At 61.1% G+C, this 15,520-nt stretch carries 13 protein-coding genes; 2 read left to right on the top strand and 11 right to left on the bottom strand.

All coding sequences use genetic code 11. The annotated features are described in order from the left end of the window. From hflK to FKG94_RS18280, 9 genes are all read right to left on the bottom strand, one after another. Positions 1-1,143 (bottom strand): FtsH protease activity modulator HflK, encoded by a 1,143-nt coding sequence (hflK, locus tag FKG94_RS18240; protein ID WP_142928363.1) that lies wholly within the window; start codon positions 1,141-1,143, stop codon positions 1-3. Between the two features lie 200 nt (positions 1,144-1,343). Then, positions 1,344-2,663 (bottom strand): ribosome rescue GTPase HflX, encoded by a 1,320-nt coding sequence (gene hflX / locus FKG94_RS18245; protein WP_142928364.1) that lies wholly within the window; start codon positions 2,661-2,663, stop codon positions 1,344-1,346. A 20-nt stretch (positions 2,664-2,683) separates the two neighbouring features. Next, complete coding sequence (gene hfq / locus FKG94_RS18250; RefSeq protein ID WP_142928365.1) at positions 2,684-2,941, bottom strand: RNA chaperone Hfq; 258 nt, start codon at positions 2,939-2,941, stop codon at positions 2,684-2,686. Between the two features lie 140 nt (positions 2,942-3,081). Beyond that, positions 3,082-4,050 (bottom strand): tRNA (adenosine(37)-N6)-dimethylallyltransferase MiaA, encoded by a 969-nt coding sequence (gene miaA / locus FKG94_RS18255; RefSeq protein WP_142928366.1) that lies wholly within the window; start codon positions 4,048-4,050, stop codon positions 3,082-3,084. A gap of 1 nt (position 4,051) precedes the next feature. Further along, on the bottom strand, positions 4,052-5,878 hold the full coding sequence (gene mutL / locus FKG94_RS18260) for a DNA mismatch repair endonuclease MutL (protein ID WP_142928367.1): 1,827 nt from the start codon (positions 5,876-5,878) through the stop codon (positions 4,052-4,054). A 31-nt stretch (positions 5,879-5,909) separates the two neighbouring features. After that, positions 5,910-7,292, bottom strand: a complete 1,383-nt coding sequence (locus FKG94_RS18265) for an N-acetylmuramoyl-L-alanine amidase (RefSeq protein ID WP_425460055.1) — start codon at positions 7,290-7,292, stop codon at positions 5,910-5,912. Positions 7,293-7,588: 296 nt separating this feature from the next. Further along, complete coding sequence (gene tsaE / locus FKG94_RS18270; protein ID WP_142928368.1) at positions 7,589-8,101, bottom strand: tRNA (adenosine(37)-N6)-threonylcarbamoyltransferase complex ATPase subunit type 1 TsaE; 513 nt, start codon at positions 8,099-8,101, stop codon at positions 7,589-7,591. Then, on the bottom strand, positions 8,088-9,602 hold the full coding sequence (locus FKG94_RS18275; RefSeq protein ID WP_142928369.1) for an NAD(P)H-hydrate dehydratase: 1,515 nt from the start codon (positions 9,600-9,602) through the stop codon (positions 8,088-8,090). The genes tsaE and FKG94_RS18275 overlap by 14 nt, the downstream gene beginning before the upstream one ends. 207 nt (positions 9,603-9,809) lie before the next feature. Next, a complete protein-coding gene (locus FKG94_RS18280) occupies positions 9,810-11,675 on the bottom strand; it encodes a DUF885 domain-containing protein (RefSeq protein WP_142928370.1) in 1,866 nt (621 codons plus the stop codon). Between the two features lie 271 nt (positions 11,676-11,946). Between FKG94_RS18280 and queG the strand changes: the two genes are divergently transcribed. After that, the gene (gene queG / locus FKG94_RS18285) at positions 11,947-13,071 is read left to right on the top strand and encodes a tRNA epoxyqueuosine(34) reductase QueG (RefSeq protein WP_142928371.1); all 1,125 of its coding nucleotides are present in this window, start codon (positions 11,947-11,949) and stop codon (positions 13,069-13,071) included. Positions 13,072-13,470: 399 nt separating this feature from the next. Here the strand turns inward: queG and orn are convergent, their stop codons facing one another. Beyond that, positions 13,471-14,019: an oligoribonuclease gene (gene orn, locus FKG94_RS18290; protein WP_142928470.1), complete on the bottom strand. Its 549-nt coding sequence runs from the start codon at positions 14,017-14,019 to the stop codon at positions 13,471-13,473. Between the two features lie 104 nt (positions 14,020-14,123). On the opposite strand from orn, the gene rsgA reads away from it, so the two are divergent. Next, positions 14,124-15,149, top strand: coding sequence for a small ribosomal subunit biogenesis GTPase RsgA (gene rsgA, locus FKG94_RS18295; RefSeq protein ID WP_142928372.1), 1,026 nt, complete (start codon positions 14,124-14,126; stop codon positions 15,147-15,149). A gap of 52 nt (positions 15,150-15,201) precedes the next feature. On the opposite strand, the gene FKG94_RS29595 is transcribed toward rsgA, so the two are convergent. Beyond that, positions 15,202-15,384, bottom strand: a complete 183-nt coding sequence (locus FKG94_RS29595; protein ID WP_142928373.1) for a MerR family transcriptional regulator — start codon at positions 15,382-15,384, stop codon at positions 15,202-15,204. Positions 15,385-15,520 lie beyond the last annotated feature (136 nt).

Consider the following 15,520-nt stretch of genomic DNA (forward strand, 5'->3'; position numbering starts at 1 on the left):
CTAACGGCCCTCTCTGCGGCTGCGGCCGCTGTTGATCTCGCGCCTGACAATTTCCGAAATTTTGCTATCCAGCTCGCGCGCAGTCATAGGCGCCCCCTGCCCGACAGCCGCCGATGATTGCTGTACGATCTTGTCCAGAGGTATGTACAGCATATTGTTACCGCCCTCGACATCGATCATCACCTTGGAGCTATTGGCCATCACCTCCTGCACCGCATCCAGATACAAACGCTCGCGGGTTACTTCCGGCGCCCGGCTGTACTCGGCCAGCAACTTCTCGAAACGCTGGGCCTCACCCTCGGCCCTGGCAACCACCTGGGCCTTGTAGGCCGCGGCCTCTTCGAGCACCCGCTGCGCCATACCGCGGGCCCGCGGCAGGATGTCCATGGCGTAGGCCTCGGCCTCGTTCTTCTTGCGCTCCTCGTCTTCCCGCGCCCGGTTTACATCATCGAACGCCTCCTGCACATCCCGGGGCGGATTGGTCTCCTCGACGTTGACCTTCTCGACAAGAATACCCGTATCATAGGTATCGATATAATTCTGCAGCCGCCCCATGATGTCCACGGCGATCCGCTCACGTCCCTCGGTCAGCACCTCGTGCATTTCCGAGGAGCCGGCCACGTGACGCAACGCGCTCTCGGTGGCCTGAGCCAGGCTGCCTTCGGGGTCCCGTACCTGCAGCACGAAATCCCGCGCATCGGCAATACTGTACTGGACGGACACATTCACTTCGACAATATTCAGGTCCTCGGTGAGCATCTGTCCGGTTTTACTGAGCAGCCGCACCTTGGTCACGTTGACGGGGAAGACCTGATCGATTAACGGCGGCGCCCAGTTGAGGCCGGGCTCGAAGGTCGTGTGATAGACCCCCAGCCGCAGCACCACGGCGCGCTCCTGCTCGTTGACGATATTGATACCGGCAAAACCGTAGACCAGTGCCAGTATCACCAGCGCCACGACAACCGCCGTGCTGCTCATCCCGCGGCCGCTACCGGCCGGACCCTTTGACTTGCCACCGCCGAACAGGCCGTTGAGTTTGTCCTGAAACTTTTTCAGAGCTTCATCGAGATCAGGCGGACCCTCATTGTTGCGTTTACCGCCCCAGGGGTCTTGATTATTACCACCCGGTTCGTTCCAGGCCATAAATTGTCTCCATTGTCCAATATGTGAACAGTGTACTGTGTGCTAACTCTTTGGACAGCCCAATCGATGGGTAGTCCCGTCTTTTTTAAGCAGCGGTTGACTGCCCGCTATCGGTATCCGCGGGCAAAACGAAACGCGGCAGGGATTTTACCAAAGCTCGGCCGGGAATTAATACGCTTGTTTCAGATTTTCTCGCCACCTCAGCCGGCTAGCTGTTGCGGCGGCGCCAAATCGACCCAGTGCAAATCGTCCAGTGTCATGGCCTCGGCGCTCAACAGGCGCTGCAAATCCGCCTGCGGGATACGCAGCTCGAGCTCGCTGCCACCATCATCCCAAAACACCTCATCGACGACCGCCTTTTGCTGATACAGCCGCGCGCGCAGGCGACCCAGTGCTGCCGGCAGGCGCACCCGCTGTTGAATGACCGCCTCGCCCAACAGCTCGGCCATGGCATCGTACAGCAGCTCCACCCCGGCGCCGGTTTGTGCCGACAGCCATACTGCCAGCGGCCGCCCTTCGGCATCCCGGTCAATGCGCGCGGGCCAGTCCGGCAGCAGGTCTATCTTGTTGTAAACCTTCAAACAGGGCAAATCCTGCGCGCCTATTTCCGCCAGCACCTGTTCGACCTCGTCGATATTGCGCTCGCGCTCCAGTGCCGCCGCATCCACCACGTGCAAAAGTATGTCAGCATTGGCGGCTTCTTCCAATGTGGCGCGAAACGCCTCTATCAGCCGATGGGGCAGGTGGCTGATAAACCCGACCGTATCGGCCAGAATCGCGGCCCCGACATCCGGCACGGCAATCCTGCGCATGGTCGGGTCCAGCGTGGCAAACAGTTTATCCTCGGCGTAGACACCGGCGCGGGTAACCCGGTTGAACAGGGTGGACTTGCCGGCATTGGTGTAGCCCACCAGGGACGCGGTGGGGATCGCAGCGCGCTGACGTGAGCGCCGTCCCTGGTCACGTTGCCGGCGCACTTTTCCCAGGCGCTTCTCGATGGATTTGATACGCGCCCGCAGTAAACGGCGATCAGTTTCCAACTGGGTCTCACCCGGCCCGCGCAGACCGATACCGCCCTTTTGCCGCTCCAGGTGAGTCCAACCGCGAATCAGGCGGCTGGAGATGTGATTGAGTTGAGCCAGTTCGACCTGCAACTTGCCCTCGTGGGTACGGGCCCGCTGGGCGAAGATATCGAGAATCAGTCCGGTGCGATCCAGGACCCGACACTGCAGCTCTCTCTCCAGGTTGCGCTCCTGGCCGGCAGACAGGACGTGGTTGAAAATCACCAGTTTCGCTCCGTGCAGAGCCACCAACTCGCGCAATTCCTCCACCTTGCCGGTGCCGAGAAAGAATCTGGGATTGGGGGCAGACCGCTGACCGGTCAGCAAAGCGACCGGGTCACCACCGGCGGACAGCACCAATTCTTCGAATTCGCGGGGATCGTCTGGGTCGCTTCCCTGGGAGAGGGTCAGGTGAACCAATACTGCCAGTTCACCGGATTCAGGTCGATCAAAAAACAACGAGTTACCTCACCGGGGGTCTATTCACCCCCTTCTGCGCCTTCTCCCGGCGCCGGATTGAGCATCGGCACCCGCACCGCACGAGACGGTACTACGGTGGAAATGGCGTGCTTATAAACCATTTGACTGACAGTGTTTTTCAACAACACCACAAACTGATCAAATGATTCTATTTGTCCCTGCAGCTTAATACCATTCACCAGGTAAATGGATACAGGGATACGTTCTTTACGTAACACATTCAAATAAGGGTCTTGTAAGCTATGCCCTTTTGACATTGTTATTCTCCTTAAAAATGAATAAAACAAAAACAGAAGACAACCACCAAGATGGAAATACTCTGAACCGTGGTAAAAAACAGTGCCAAACGGCAGAGAAGTGGCAATAAATACAATAACTGACTAAAGTTATACCCCCATTATATGGCTGTTCCCGGCATAAAATTCAAGGCCTGCGCCAGAATTTCATCACTTTTTAGCAGATTTCCATGACCGTCATCGGTATATATCCGCTGCAGTCCCTGCCAGGTACGCAACCAGGTCAGTTGCCGCTTGGCCAACTGCCGGGTAGCGGCCTGTCCCTGTGCGACCATTTCGGTGCGGGTCAGCTCTGCAGCTAAAAACGCCCACACCTGGCGGTAGCCAACGGCGCGTATAGCGGGGAGATCGGCATGGAGATCGCCGCGGTGATACAGAGCTGTGACCTCTTCAACCAGACCTTGTTCCAACATTTTCTCAAAGCGGACGGCGATCCGCCGATGCAGCGTCGCCCGGTCTCTCGGCAGCAGCGCCAGTTGCGTCACCGCGAACTCCTGCTGCAGTGACCAGCCGGCGGCGGCCTGCTCGCGGTGCAATTGGGTCATGGTTTTGCCCGTCACCCGATAAATCTCCAGTGCCCGGCTCAGGCGCCGGGAGTGATTGGGGTGAATACGGGCGGCAGAGTCCGCATCCACTGCTGCCAGTTGGCGGTGCATATAGGGCCAACCGTGACGCTCGGCCTCGGCTTCGATCGCCGCCCGCACCGCTCCATCGGCACCGGGCATTGGCGCCAATCCCTCCAGCAGGGCTTTGAAATACAACATGGTGCCACCGACCAGCAGGGGAATGCGTCCGGCAGCGGCAATACTGCGCATCTCCCGCATCGCATCGGTGCAGAACTCGGCCGCCGAATAGGGTTGCGCCGGGTCGCGAATGTCGATCAGGCAATGGGGTGCCAGGGCCAGTTCCGCCGCCGAGGGTTTGGCCGAGCCGATGTCCAGGCCCCGGTAAACCAGCGTCGAGTCGACGCTGATAATATCCACCGGCAGTTTTTTTCGCAGGCTGATGGCAAGATCGGTTTTTCCGGATGCGGTGGGCCCCATGAGAAAAACAGCCGGGGGCAAATCCATATCACTGCCCTCGCATAAAAAGCTTATCCAGTTCGTCGAGGCTGAGCAGTGACCAGGTAGGGCGGCCGTGGTTGCACTGGCCGCTGCGCTCGGTGGCTTCCATATCGCGCAACAGGGCGTTCATTTCCGGCACGGTCAATTTGCGGTTGGCGCGCACCGAGCCGTGACAGGCCATGGTGCTGAGAATCTCGTTGATGTGTTGGCCGATCCGTTCACTGCTGCCGTATTCAATCAAATCCGCCAGCACATCGCGCACCAGCAGTTCCACATCGGCCTGTTGCAGAATGACCGGCACCTGCCGCACCAGAATGGTTTCCGGCCCGGCCCGCTGCAGTTCAAAGCCCAATGATTGAAAGGTGTCGCCATGTTGCTCGGCGCAGTCGGCCTCTTTCTGGCTCACCGCCAGGCTGCGCGGCACCAGCAGCGGTTGTGTTTTCAGACCTTCGCGGGCCAGTGCGGTTTTCATACGCTCGTAGGTCACCCGCTCGTGCGCCGCATGCATATCCACTACGATCAACCCCTGGGCATTTTCCGCCAGGATGTAAATGCCCTTGAGTTGAGCGACCGCATAGCCCAGCGGCGGCACCTCATCCGCTCCGGCAGCGGCCGCTGCGGGAACGGCGCCGGTCTCGGGCATCCCCTCATGCAAGCGGGCGTAGACCGACATCTGCTCCTGCACGCCGGTCACCGCCGGCCGCGCCGGTGGCCGCAGGCTCATGGGTTGCTGTAAGGGTTGTTGCACGGGTTGCTGATAGTGCTGCCCCGTCGCGGCGGTCGCTGTCGCCGCTTCACGGGGTTGCTGTGACGACGGCATTTGATCGGCAGGTTTTACATCGGCCAGGGCGTGGTGCAGGCTGCGAAACAAAAAGTCGTGCACCAGGCGGCCATCGCGAAAGCGCACTTCGTGCTTGGTCGGGTGCACGTTCACATCCACTACCGCCGGGTCCAGCTCTAGGTACAACACAAAAGCGGGATGGCGCCCGTGATAGAGGATATCCTGGTACGCCTGGCGCACGGCGTGGGTCACCAGTTTGTCGCGAATTGAGCGGCCGTTCACATAGAAGTACTGCAGGTCCGCCTGGCTGCGGGAAAAGGCCGGCAGCGCCACCCAGCCCCACAGGCGCAGGCCCGCCCGCTCGATATCGATATGCAGCGCGTTTTGCATAAACGCCGGGCCGCAGACCTGAGCGACCCGGCGCTCCCGTTCTGCCTGGGAGTCCGCCGCGCGCATGTTGTAAATAGCACGCTGGTTGTGATTCAGCGTCACGCCCACATCGAAACGCGACAGCGAGATACGCTTCACCACATCGTCGATACGATTGAATTCGGTTTTTTCCGTGCGCAGGAACTTGCGCCGCGCCGGTGTATTGAAAAACAGGTCGCGCACCTCCACGGTGGTCCCCTGCGGGTGCGCGGCCGGCGCCACCTCGGTCTCCATATCCCGCCCCTCGGCACAGGCCTGCCAGCCCTGGCCGCTGGCTTGGGTGTTGCTGGTAAGTGCCAGCCGTGCAACCGAGCTGATACTGGCGAGCGCCTCGCCGCGAAAGCCGAGGGTGGCCACCGCTTCCAGATCGTCGAGATCGTAGATTTTGCTGGTGGCGTGGCGGCTCAGCGCCAACGGCAGATCATCCTTGCCGATACCGCAGCCGTTATCGCGCACTCTGATACGCTTGATGCCACCGTTGTCCACATCGATATCGAGTTTGGTGGCGCCGGCATCGAGGCTGTTCTCCAGCACTTCTTTGACAACCGAGGCCGGTCGCTCCACCACCTCGCCGGCGGCGATCTGGTTGGCCAAACGCGGACTGAGTAATTTAATCAGGTTCATAATATTCGGGGACGACGAGGGCGGTCATCCATCAGGATGCCGGGATTTTCAGTGTTTGACCAATTTTAATCACGGAATTGCTCAGCCCGTTGGCTTTGCGCAGGTCGTTGACCGATACATTGTAACGCCGGGCGATCGCCGACAGGGTATCGCCGCGGGCAATGACGTGATCGCGAGCGGCGCCGCTGCCGGAACCAGAGTCGCCGCCTGTGCCGCCATTTTTGCGCCAGGCGATATACGACCCGGGGGGCGGCAACTTGTGGAAGTAAGCCTTGATACCTTTGAAGATCGATTTCGCCATCTGGCGACGATAGTGGGACGAGGCCAGTTTCTTAGCCTCACCGGGATTGGAAATAAAGCCGGTTTCCACCAGAATCGACGGCACATCCGGCGATTTGAGCACCACGAAGCCGGCCTGCTCGACCCGGGGTTTGTGTAGCCGTGCCACCTTGCCCATGGAATCCAGCACCTGCTCGCCTACCTGCAGGCTGGAGTTGAGGGTAGCGGTCATGGATAAATCCACCAGCACGCCGCGCAACACTTGTTCTTTATCGTCGAGGGTGACGCTGCCGACACCGCCGATCAGGTCCGCCTCGTTTTCTTTCTGGGCCAAAAACCGCGCCGTTTCACTGGTGGCGCCGCTGCGCGATAACGCAAACACGGAAGCGCCCCGGGCGCGGGGATTCTTAAACGCATCGGCGTGAATCGATACCAGTAAGTCGGCGCGCTTGTCGCGGGCGATATCGCGACGTTTTTGCAGTGGAATATAATAGTCGCCGGTGCGTACCAGTTCAGCGCGAAAGCCTTTCTCGGCATTGATCAGCTTCGCCAGCTCTTTGCTGATCGCCAGCACTACATCTTTTTCCCGCAGTCGCCGCTTTGGCCCCAGCGCACCCGGGTCCTCGCCGCCGTGCCCGGCATCGACGGCAATGATGATATCGCTCAGGGCCTGGCGCTGCTGGGTGTAGCTGGCTTCGGTTTTTACCGTGGTCGTGTCGCGGTCGTAGAGATCGACCACCAGGCGGTCGCTCTTACCGGCATGGCGACGCAGAAAAAAACTGCGCGGCTTGACCGCGGCACTAAGATCGAGCACCACCCGCAAATCGGACCGGTTGCGGGCCGCACTGCGAATACTTTTGATCGGCGTGTCGGCCAGCGCCAGGCTGGCCAGACTTGCCCGCATCGCGGTTTTTTCAATATCGATAACCAGCCGCGACGGCTGTTTGAGTGTAAAGATCTGGTGCTGGACCGCGCCGCTCAAATCGAACACCAGGCGGGTGTGATCGGGAGCCCGCCACACCCGCACGCCGTCGACGGTAACCGCAGTGGCGAGGGCCGGCAGGAACGCCAGCAACGCCGCCAAAGCAGCCAGCAGGCGGGGCGCCAGTATGCGTTTAGTCCGATTTGCGTTCAATACCTAAATCCAACTGACGATTCCGGTTCACGATAATTGTTCACAGCGGTTGTTTGCTGCAGCTCTCTATCTCGCAGCCCTCTAACAAGCCCACTACTCAACCCATCTATGACAACTCTTCGGCCTAAGTAGCAACTCTTCAGCCTAAGTAGCAACTCTTCGGCCTAAGTAGCAACTCTTCGGCCTAAGTAGCAACTCTCCAGCTTCAGTAAAAACTGTCCAGCTTCAGTAAAAACTCTCCAACCCAACGGCGGTTCTCTACCGCGACCCGTTGGAGCGACAAGTCGTCAAGACGATCAATCGCTGCGCCAATTGCGGCAAAAAACGTCCCAAAATTCGCACTCTTCGCCGGCGCCGCCGGCGGTCAGGATAACCCGACGCCCGGGCAGGCATACCTCAACTTTAACTGCCAAATCCGCCGCTGGCAAAAATCCCTGCCCCCGTTTGGGCCACTCGATCAGGCAAAGATTCCCGGCATCGAAATAATCTCTGACCCCCAGGAATTCCAACTCCTCGGGATCGGCGAGCCGATAGAGGTCAAAATGATAGACGGTGACACCACCAAGCTCGTAAGGCTCGACCAGGGTATAGGTGGGACTCTTAACCGCCCCTGAATAGCCGAAAGCCCGCAATATCCCCCGACACAGGGTGGTTTTACCGGCGCCGAGATCCCCCTCTAGATAAACCACAGTGCCCCCGGTCCCCGGCCGTTGCAGCAGCCCTGTGAGCGTGGCGCCGAGCTTTTCGCCAAGGTGCACGGTGGCGGCCTCATCGTCGACCTGAACCTGCAAGCTATCAGTTCCCGGCATTGAGCAGCTCGCGCAGATAAGGAATCAGGTCGCTGGCCAACAGGCCCCGCTGGCCGCCGGCGGCGGCTGCCCTGTCGGCCGCCGCGCCGTGCAGGCAGACACCCAGGCGGGTCGCCAGTGGCGGCGCCACCCCCTGGGCCAGCAACCCACCGAGCACGCCGCTGAGCACATCTCCCATGCCGCCACTGGCCATACCGGGGTTGCCGACATCCGCCAGCTCGACTTCTCCCGCCGTCGTGCAGACAAGACTGCCGGCGCCCTTCAACACCACGGCGCCGCCAAAGGCGGCTTGCAGCTTGCTGACCGCAGCAAAGCGATCGCGCTGAATCACCGCGTTGTCGCAACCGAGCAGGCGCGCCGCCTCCCCCGGATGGGGGGTCAATATCCAATCGTCACGCCGGGTCTGGGGCAGCACCCGCCCGGCGCTGAGGATATTGAGCGCATCGGCATCCATAACCAACGGCAGCACCGCGTTGGCGGCCTGTTGCAGCATCTGTTCGGACCAGGCGGAGCGCCCCAGACCCGGTCCGATTACCACCACGTCCGGGCGCGTCAGCAGCGGCGCCAGCGCCTGGCCCGAAGCCACGCCGGTGGCCATGACTTCGGGGCAACGGGCGATAAGAGCGGCGACGTGCTCGGGTCGGGTAGCCACGCTTACCAGGCCCGCCCCCATCCGCGCCGCCGCCTGTGCCGCCAGGGCAATGGCACCGCCATAGCCGTGGTCACCACCGATCAATAACACGTGGCCGAACAACCCTTTGTGGGCATCGGCCGGTCGCGGCGGTAGCTGCGCGAGCAGGTGCGGCAGTTTCAGCCGCCGTACCTGCGGGGGCTGTTCGGCATAGATCTCGGCCGGTACCTGCAGATCGTCAAACACCAACTCTCCGGTAAACGCCGGCCCGCGCCCGGTCAGCTGACCGCGCTTGAGTCCGATAAACGTGACCGTGACGGCGGCGGCCACTGCCACCCCCAGCACCGAACCGGTGTCGGCGCAGAGACCGGACGGGATATCGACCGCCAGTACCGGCAGCCCGCTGGCATTGACCAGCGCTATAGCCTGCGCGTAGGGCTCGCGCACCTCGCCGCGCATACCGGTGCCCAATAGCGCATCCACGAGGATACCGCCGTCGACTTTCAGGTCAGCGGCAAACGGCTGCATGGGCACGCCCTCGCGGCGGGCAAACTCAAATGCGCTCAGGGCATCGCCGCCGAGGCGGGCGCTGTCCCCGACCTGAATCACCTGCACCGCCAGGCGCCGCTGCGCCGCCAGGGCGGCGATAATATAGCCGTCGCCGGCGTTGTTGCCGCTGCCGCAAAAGACAGTGAGTCGATCGACTCCGGGCCAGCGGGCGAGGAGGGTGTTAAACGCGGCACGACCGGCCCGCTTCATTAACCTGATACCCGCCAGGTCGCGTTCCTCAATGGCGATACGATCCAGTTCCCTTACCTCGGCGGCCGTGTAAAGGGCAGTGGGCAGGCAACTGTCGGGGGGGTTGGGCATGAGCAATTCTCGGCAATCGGTGTTGGCGGCGGGATTATACCCCAACAGCAGCGCACAGCTCACACTCGATCAAACCCAAGCATCACTTTGTGCTGTTGGCCTCGTGAGCTGTGAGCTGTGAGCTGTGAGCTGTGAGCTGTGAGCTGTGAGCTGTGAGCTGTGAGCTGTGAGCTGTGAGCTGTGAGCTGTAGACAGTAAGCTTTTACCTCAGGATTTCACACTGTCAATCCACTGTTCGATATTGGCCTCCAATACCGGCAGCGGCACTGCACCCCGAATCAATAACTGATCGTTGAAAGCCCGCAGATCGAACCGCTCACCCAGTCGCTGCCGGGCCCGCGCCCGCAGCTCAAGAATCTTCAACTGGCCGAGCTTGTAGGAACAGGCCTGCCCGGGCCAGACGGCGTAGCGCTCGACCTCGCGGGTCACCGCCGCCAGGGTCTCGCCGGTGGCGCCGTGCAGATAGTCGATCGCCTGCTGGCGCGTCCACTTCTTGTAGTGCAGGCCGGTATCCACTACCAGTCGGGCGGCCCGAAACAGCTCGGACTGCAAGCGCCCCAGATCGCCGAACGGGTCCTCATCGTAAAGGCCCAGCTCCTGCGCCAACACCTCCGCATACAGCGCCCAGCCCTCGCCGTACTCGCTGTACCAGAGCATATTGCGGATCATCGGCAGATCGTCGATTTCCTGGGCGATGGCAACCTGCAGGTGATGGCCCGGACTGGCCTCGTGGTAAGTCAGAGTGGGAAGGGTAAACTTGGGCCAGTCGGCGGTGTCTTTCAGATTGATCCAGTAGATACCCGGGCGGCTGCCATCGAGGGAGGGTCCGGTGTAGTAGCCGCCCGGCGCGCCGTCCTGCTCATATTCGGCAATGCGCCGCACCTCGACCCCCGCTTTTGGCAGGGTCAGGAGGATATCGGGCAAGAGACCGGCGATTTGTTCCATCTGCGCGTTGAGCCCCGCCAGCAGTTCCTGGCGCCCGGCATCGGTATTGGGGTAGATAAACCGCGGCTCCTGGGACAGGGCGATGTAGCGCTCGATCACACTGCCCTCGGCGTAACCCTGCGCCTTCAGAATCCGGTCCATCTCCGCCTGAATCCGTTCGACCTCCCGCTGCCCCAGGGCGTGGACTTCGGCAGCCGTCTTGCCGGCGGCGCCAAACGACTCCAGGGCCAGTTGGTAGCGCTTTTCACCGTCCGGCAGCGCCCAGATGCCCGGATCATCGGTGGCGCGGGGCCGCAGCTCCTCAAGTGCCGCGCGCAGCGCCGCATAGCCCGGGTAGACACCGGTCTCCACCAGGGTCGCAGCGCGCGCCACCAACTGCCGGCGCCGCTCGGCGGTCACACTGTCCACCTGTTGCAGGCGCTGATCAAAGGATTCCACCAGCGGGTGCGTGGCCGGCGCCGGCGCCGTCATCTGCGCAATCGTGTTAATCGCGCCCTCCAGCGCAAAACCGGGCGGCAGCACGCCCTGGTCGGCATCTGCCCGCACCACCGCCGCGGTATCCGCCAGGGCCTGCTGTATCTGGCCGAGACGGGTCAGGTAATCCTCTGCATCGGCTTCGCTGGTCAGCGGATGCTGGGTCTGCAACGCGCGCGGCAAACTGATATGGGGACCGGAAATCTGCGTCACCGGATAAGGGGAAAAAATCCCCAGAGGGTTGTATGCCCCATGCACATAGGGCTTGAATTCAGCGGCCATCTGCAGGGACGTTTTCAAGACGTCGTAGGTGGTCGCCGCAGTGCCCTGCAGTCGACTGCTGTCAAACTTATCCAGGGCAGCCAGAAACTCGGCATTGGCGGCTTTGTTTTCAGCAACAGCGGCCACTGAGAAATCGCCGAGACGATCGCTGAACTTCTCCCCCAGATAGTCCGCTGAAACGCCAAGGCTGGTGGCAAACAGTGGCGCCCGGCGCAGAAAGGTTTTGGCCTGCTCTTCGGTCATGGCGAGGAAGGCGGCAGACTGGTCGGTGGCGGCCTGCGGCAGCTCGGCCGCCGGCGCCTCGCCGCCATCACAGGCGGTTAGCAACGCCGCAACGCCGAGGGCAGCCAACGCGGTTCTGAGTTTCATCATGTCATGTCCCGTCAGTCAATAGGTTAGTGGTGGTTTGCTGAGTGCCAAGTTGGGCCTACAATCACAACCTGAGCACCGGCCGGCAGGCCATTGCTTCAGACGCCGCGCCGCCACGGCGCCGGCACCCGCCTCGCTATCCGGCGGGGATAACGCAGCTTCTAGTTAACGATTGACGGGAGGGAAACCTCAATCGACACTGCGCTCTCATTGACCTGCCCGCATCACTGAATAACGTGTCTGCACGACTACATAGAAAGGACCCGCGCGCACCATGTCCAAACACCGGGACGACGACCTTACCGAACTGGCTAGCAATATCAAAATCTGGGCACGGGAGCTGGGCTTTCAGCAGGTGGGTATCTGCGATACCGACCTGAGCCGGGAAAAGCCCAGGCTCGCCGAGTGGCTGCGGCGAGGCTACCACGGCACCATGGAATGGCTGGAAAACCGTGCCGATATGCGTACCGATCCGGGCCGCCTGCACCCCGGCACCCTGCGGGTGATTTCCGCCCGCATGGACTATCTGCCCGGCGATACCCGGCAGATCGAAATACTGAAAAGCCCAGCCAAAGCCTATCTCTCGCGCTACGCCCTCGGGCGCGACTACCACAAACTTATTCGCAAACGGCTGCGACTGCTGGCCGTGAGAATCGAGCAGGCCGCGGGCCGAACCCTGCACCAGCGGCCGTTTGTCGACAGCGCGCCGGTGCTGGAGCGACCGCTGGCGGCAAAGGCGGGCCTGGGTTGGGTCGGCAAACACACCCTGGTTATCAACCGGCAGGCCGGCAGTTGGTTTTTCCTCGGCGAAATTCTTACCGATCTGCCGCTGCCGGTGGATGACGACCCACAGGAAAATCTGTGCGGCGACTGCAACGCCTGCCTCAAGGTCTGCCCGACCGACGCTTTTCCCGAACCCTATGTGCTGGATGCGCGCCGCTGTATCTCCTACCTGACCATCGAGAACCAGGGCGCGATTCCGGAAGCGTTTCGCGAGCCCATGGGCAACCGCGTTTTCGGCTGCGACGATTGCCAGGCTATCTGCCCCTGGAATAAGTTTGCCCGGCCCACCGCGGAGCCCGATTTCCAGCCGCGCCACCAGCTCGACAACCGCGATCTGCTGGAGCTTTTCAACTGGAGCGAGGCGACGTTTTTACAGCGCACCGCCGGCTCGGCAATACGCCGCACCGGCTACGCGGGCTGGTTGCGCAATCTCGCGGTGGGACTCGGCAACGCGCCTTCCGACAGCGCCATCATCGCCGCCCTGGAGCGCCGCCGCGACGAGGTTTCACCGATGGTGCGCGAGCATATCGACTGGGCCCTGGCGCAGCAGCGCAACCCGGGCCGCCGGCGCCGGCGCAAAGTCAAAAACAACGACAAAACTGCAAGCCGCCCATAGCCCGCACACTGCCGATATGTCGGATCGACCTATGCGCCGTAAATTCAGGTTTCAATCATAGTGAGCATAGTGAGGGACGCCTGGAATGGCACTGCTCTAAGCAAATTTGCGCAGTTTATCGACCTCCACACTATCCCTAACGATCTTGGTTAAGAATATCGGAAGTAGGTTTACCGCTGGGTGGGGCTTTCAGAAACTCTCGACAGCAGGGATGCTGTCGGGAAATCCCCAGGGATGGGTTCACGATGTGTTTCTGAAAGCCCCACCCAGCGGTAAACCGGCCAACTAGCACACTTTTGCTTAAAGCAGTGCCATTCGGGACGCCTGCAACTTAGCAAATTAAGCTTACAATTTTAATCGGTTGCTAAGTTGCAGGCGTCCCTTAAGGTGCTCGCAGCTTCAGGCCGGCAGGTTGATAAACACCTGCCGGTAGTGCTTTAACTCGGCGATCGAATCGCGGATGTCGTCCAGCGCCAGATGCGTTCCAGCTTTTTTGACACCCGCCAGCACCTCCGGGCGCCAGCGCAACGCCAGCTCCTTAAGCGTGCTGACATCCAGGTTGCGATAGTGAAAGTACGCCTCCAACGCCGGCATCCGGCGGGCCAGAAAGCGCCGGTCCTGGCAGATGGAGTTGCCGCAGATGGGCGACTTGCCCGCCGGCACCCAGTGGCGCAGAAACGCCAGGGTATCAGCTTCGGCGCGGGCGGTATCGATGCTGCTCTCGCGCACGCGCCGGGTCAGCCCGGACTGGCCGTGCTGGCGAGTGTTCCATTCATCCATACCCTCGAGCACCGGGTCCGGCTGGTGAATGGCGAACACCGGCCCCTCCGCCAGGGTATTGAGATCGGCGTCGGTGACGATAGTGGCGATCTCGATAATCACATCCGTATCCGGGTTCAGACCCGTCATCTCCAGATCGATCCAGATCAAATTGTTTTCACTGCTCATTTTGTCAATATCCACTACAATAAGGCTCTCGTAACCGACAAGGATAACCCCGTTTTCCATGTATACCCATTTTTTCCGCAGTCAGGCCCCCGCTCCCGGTTTTCATGGCTAATCGCAAGCTGACGCGGAGGCAGGCCTGGCGCATCGAAAAAATCCAGCAAGAACGCGCCGCCCGGGCCGCCAAGCGCCAGCACCAGGCGATACAACAAGTCGACGACAGCGAGTTGGGGCCGGAACAGGAGGGGCTGGTGGTAGCTCACTTCGGCACCCAGGTGGACGTCGGCCCCGCCGACGTTCCCGGTCCCGCCAAGCGCTGCCATATGCGGGCCAACCTGGGTTCCCTGGTGACCGGGGACAGAGTGGTGTGGCGCGACGGCAGCTCTGCCGGCGTGATCGTCGCCGTGCTGCCCCGGCGCAGTGAATTGAGTCGTCCCGACAGCCAGGGCCAGGTCAAAACCGTGGCCGCCAATATCGATCGGGTGGTGGTGGTGATTGCGCCTTACCCCACCCCTTACAGCAATCTGGTGGACCGCTACCTGGTGGCGGCGGAAACCTTGCAGATAACACCGCTGCTACTGCTGAATAAAACCGATCGCCTCGATGTCTCCAACCGCGCGACCATTGCAGAAATCATGGCCAGCTACCGGCAGCTCGGATATCAAACCCTGACAGCGTCCACGAAATCGCGCCAGGGCCTGGCGGCGCTGCGTCAATATCTGGCGGATTTCACCAGTGTGTTCGTCGGTCAGTCCGGGGTCGGCAAGTCATCGCTGGTAAACGCCTTGTTGCCCACTGCCAATATCAAAGTCGGCGAACTGTCACCCACTACCCAAAAGGGCACCCACACCACCACCACGGCACAGTTGTTTCACTTCCCCGACGGCGGGCGACTGATCGACTCCCCCGGCATCCGCGAATTCGGCCTCTGGCATATCAGCCCCGCGCAATTGCTGGAGGGCTTTATCGAATTTCGCCCCTATCTCGGCCACTGTAAATTCCGGGACTGCCGGCACAGCCGCGAACCCGGCTGTGCAATCACCGCAGCGGTGGAGCGCGGCGCTATCAGTTCCGCACGCCTGGCCAGCTTCCGCCATATACTGCACTCGCTGGAAACCGATCAACCTTTTTAGGCGGTCACTACAGCGCCCGGCAGATCTGTCGACACCGGAATTGTCCCGGCCGTTATGCCCACTGCAGGTACAATAAGATTTGTTGGAGCACCAGCAGGTTTTGACTGCTGTAGAGCCGATAGCCCGATGCGCCGGACCCGGCCGGCACCAATAAACCTATTGCGTGGTAATGATGAAGAGTCCGTTTACTGACGCCGGACATTTTTGCGACTTGTCCGATGCTATAACCACTCATAGTCCCACCTCCAAACACTATTGAAATCCATCACCTCACGTCGGGGTCAAGCCGCGCCACGCAGGTGATGGCGCCGGCAGCCGGGCGCACCCGATCACAGCGGATAACGTGTAGACTTTTTCCGATTAAAACCTTG

The organism is Exilibacterium tricleocarpae (assembly GCF_007004655.1).
Classification (GTDB): Bacteria; Pseudomonadota; Gammaproteobacteria; order Pseudomonadales; family Cellvibrionaceae; genus Exilibacterium; species Exilibacterium tricleocarpae.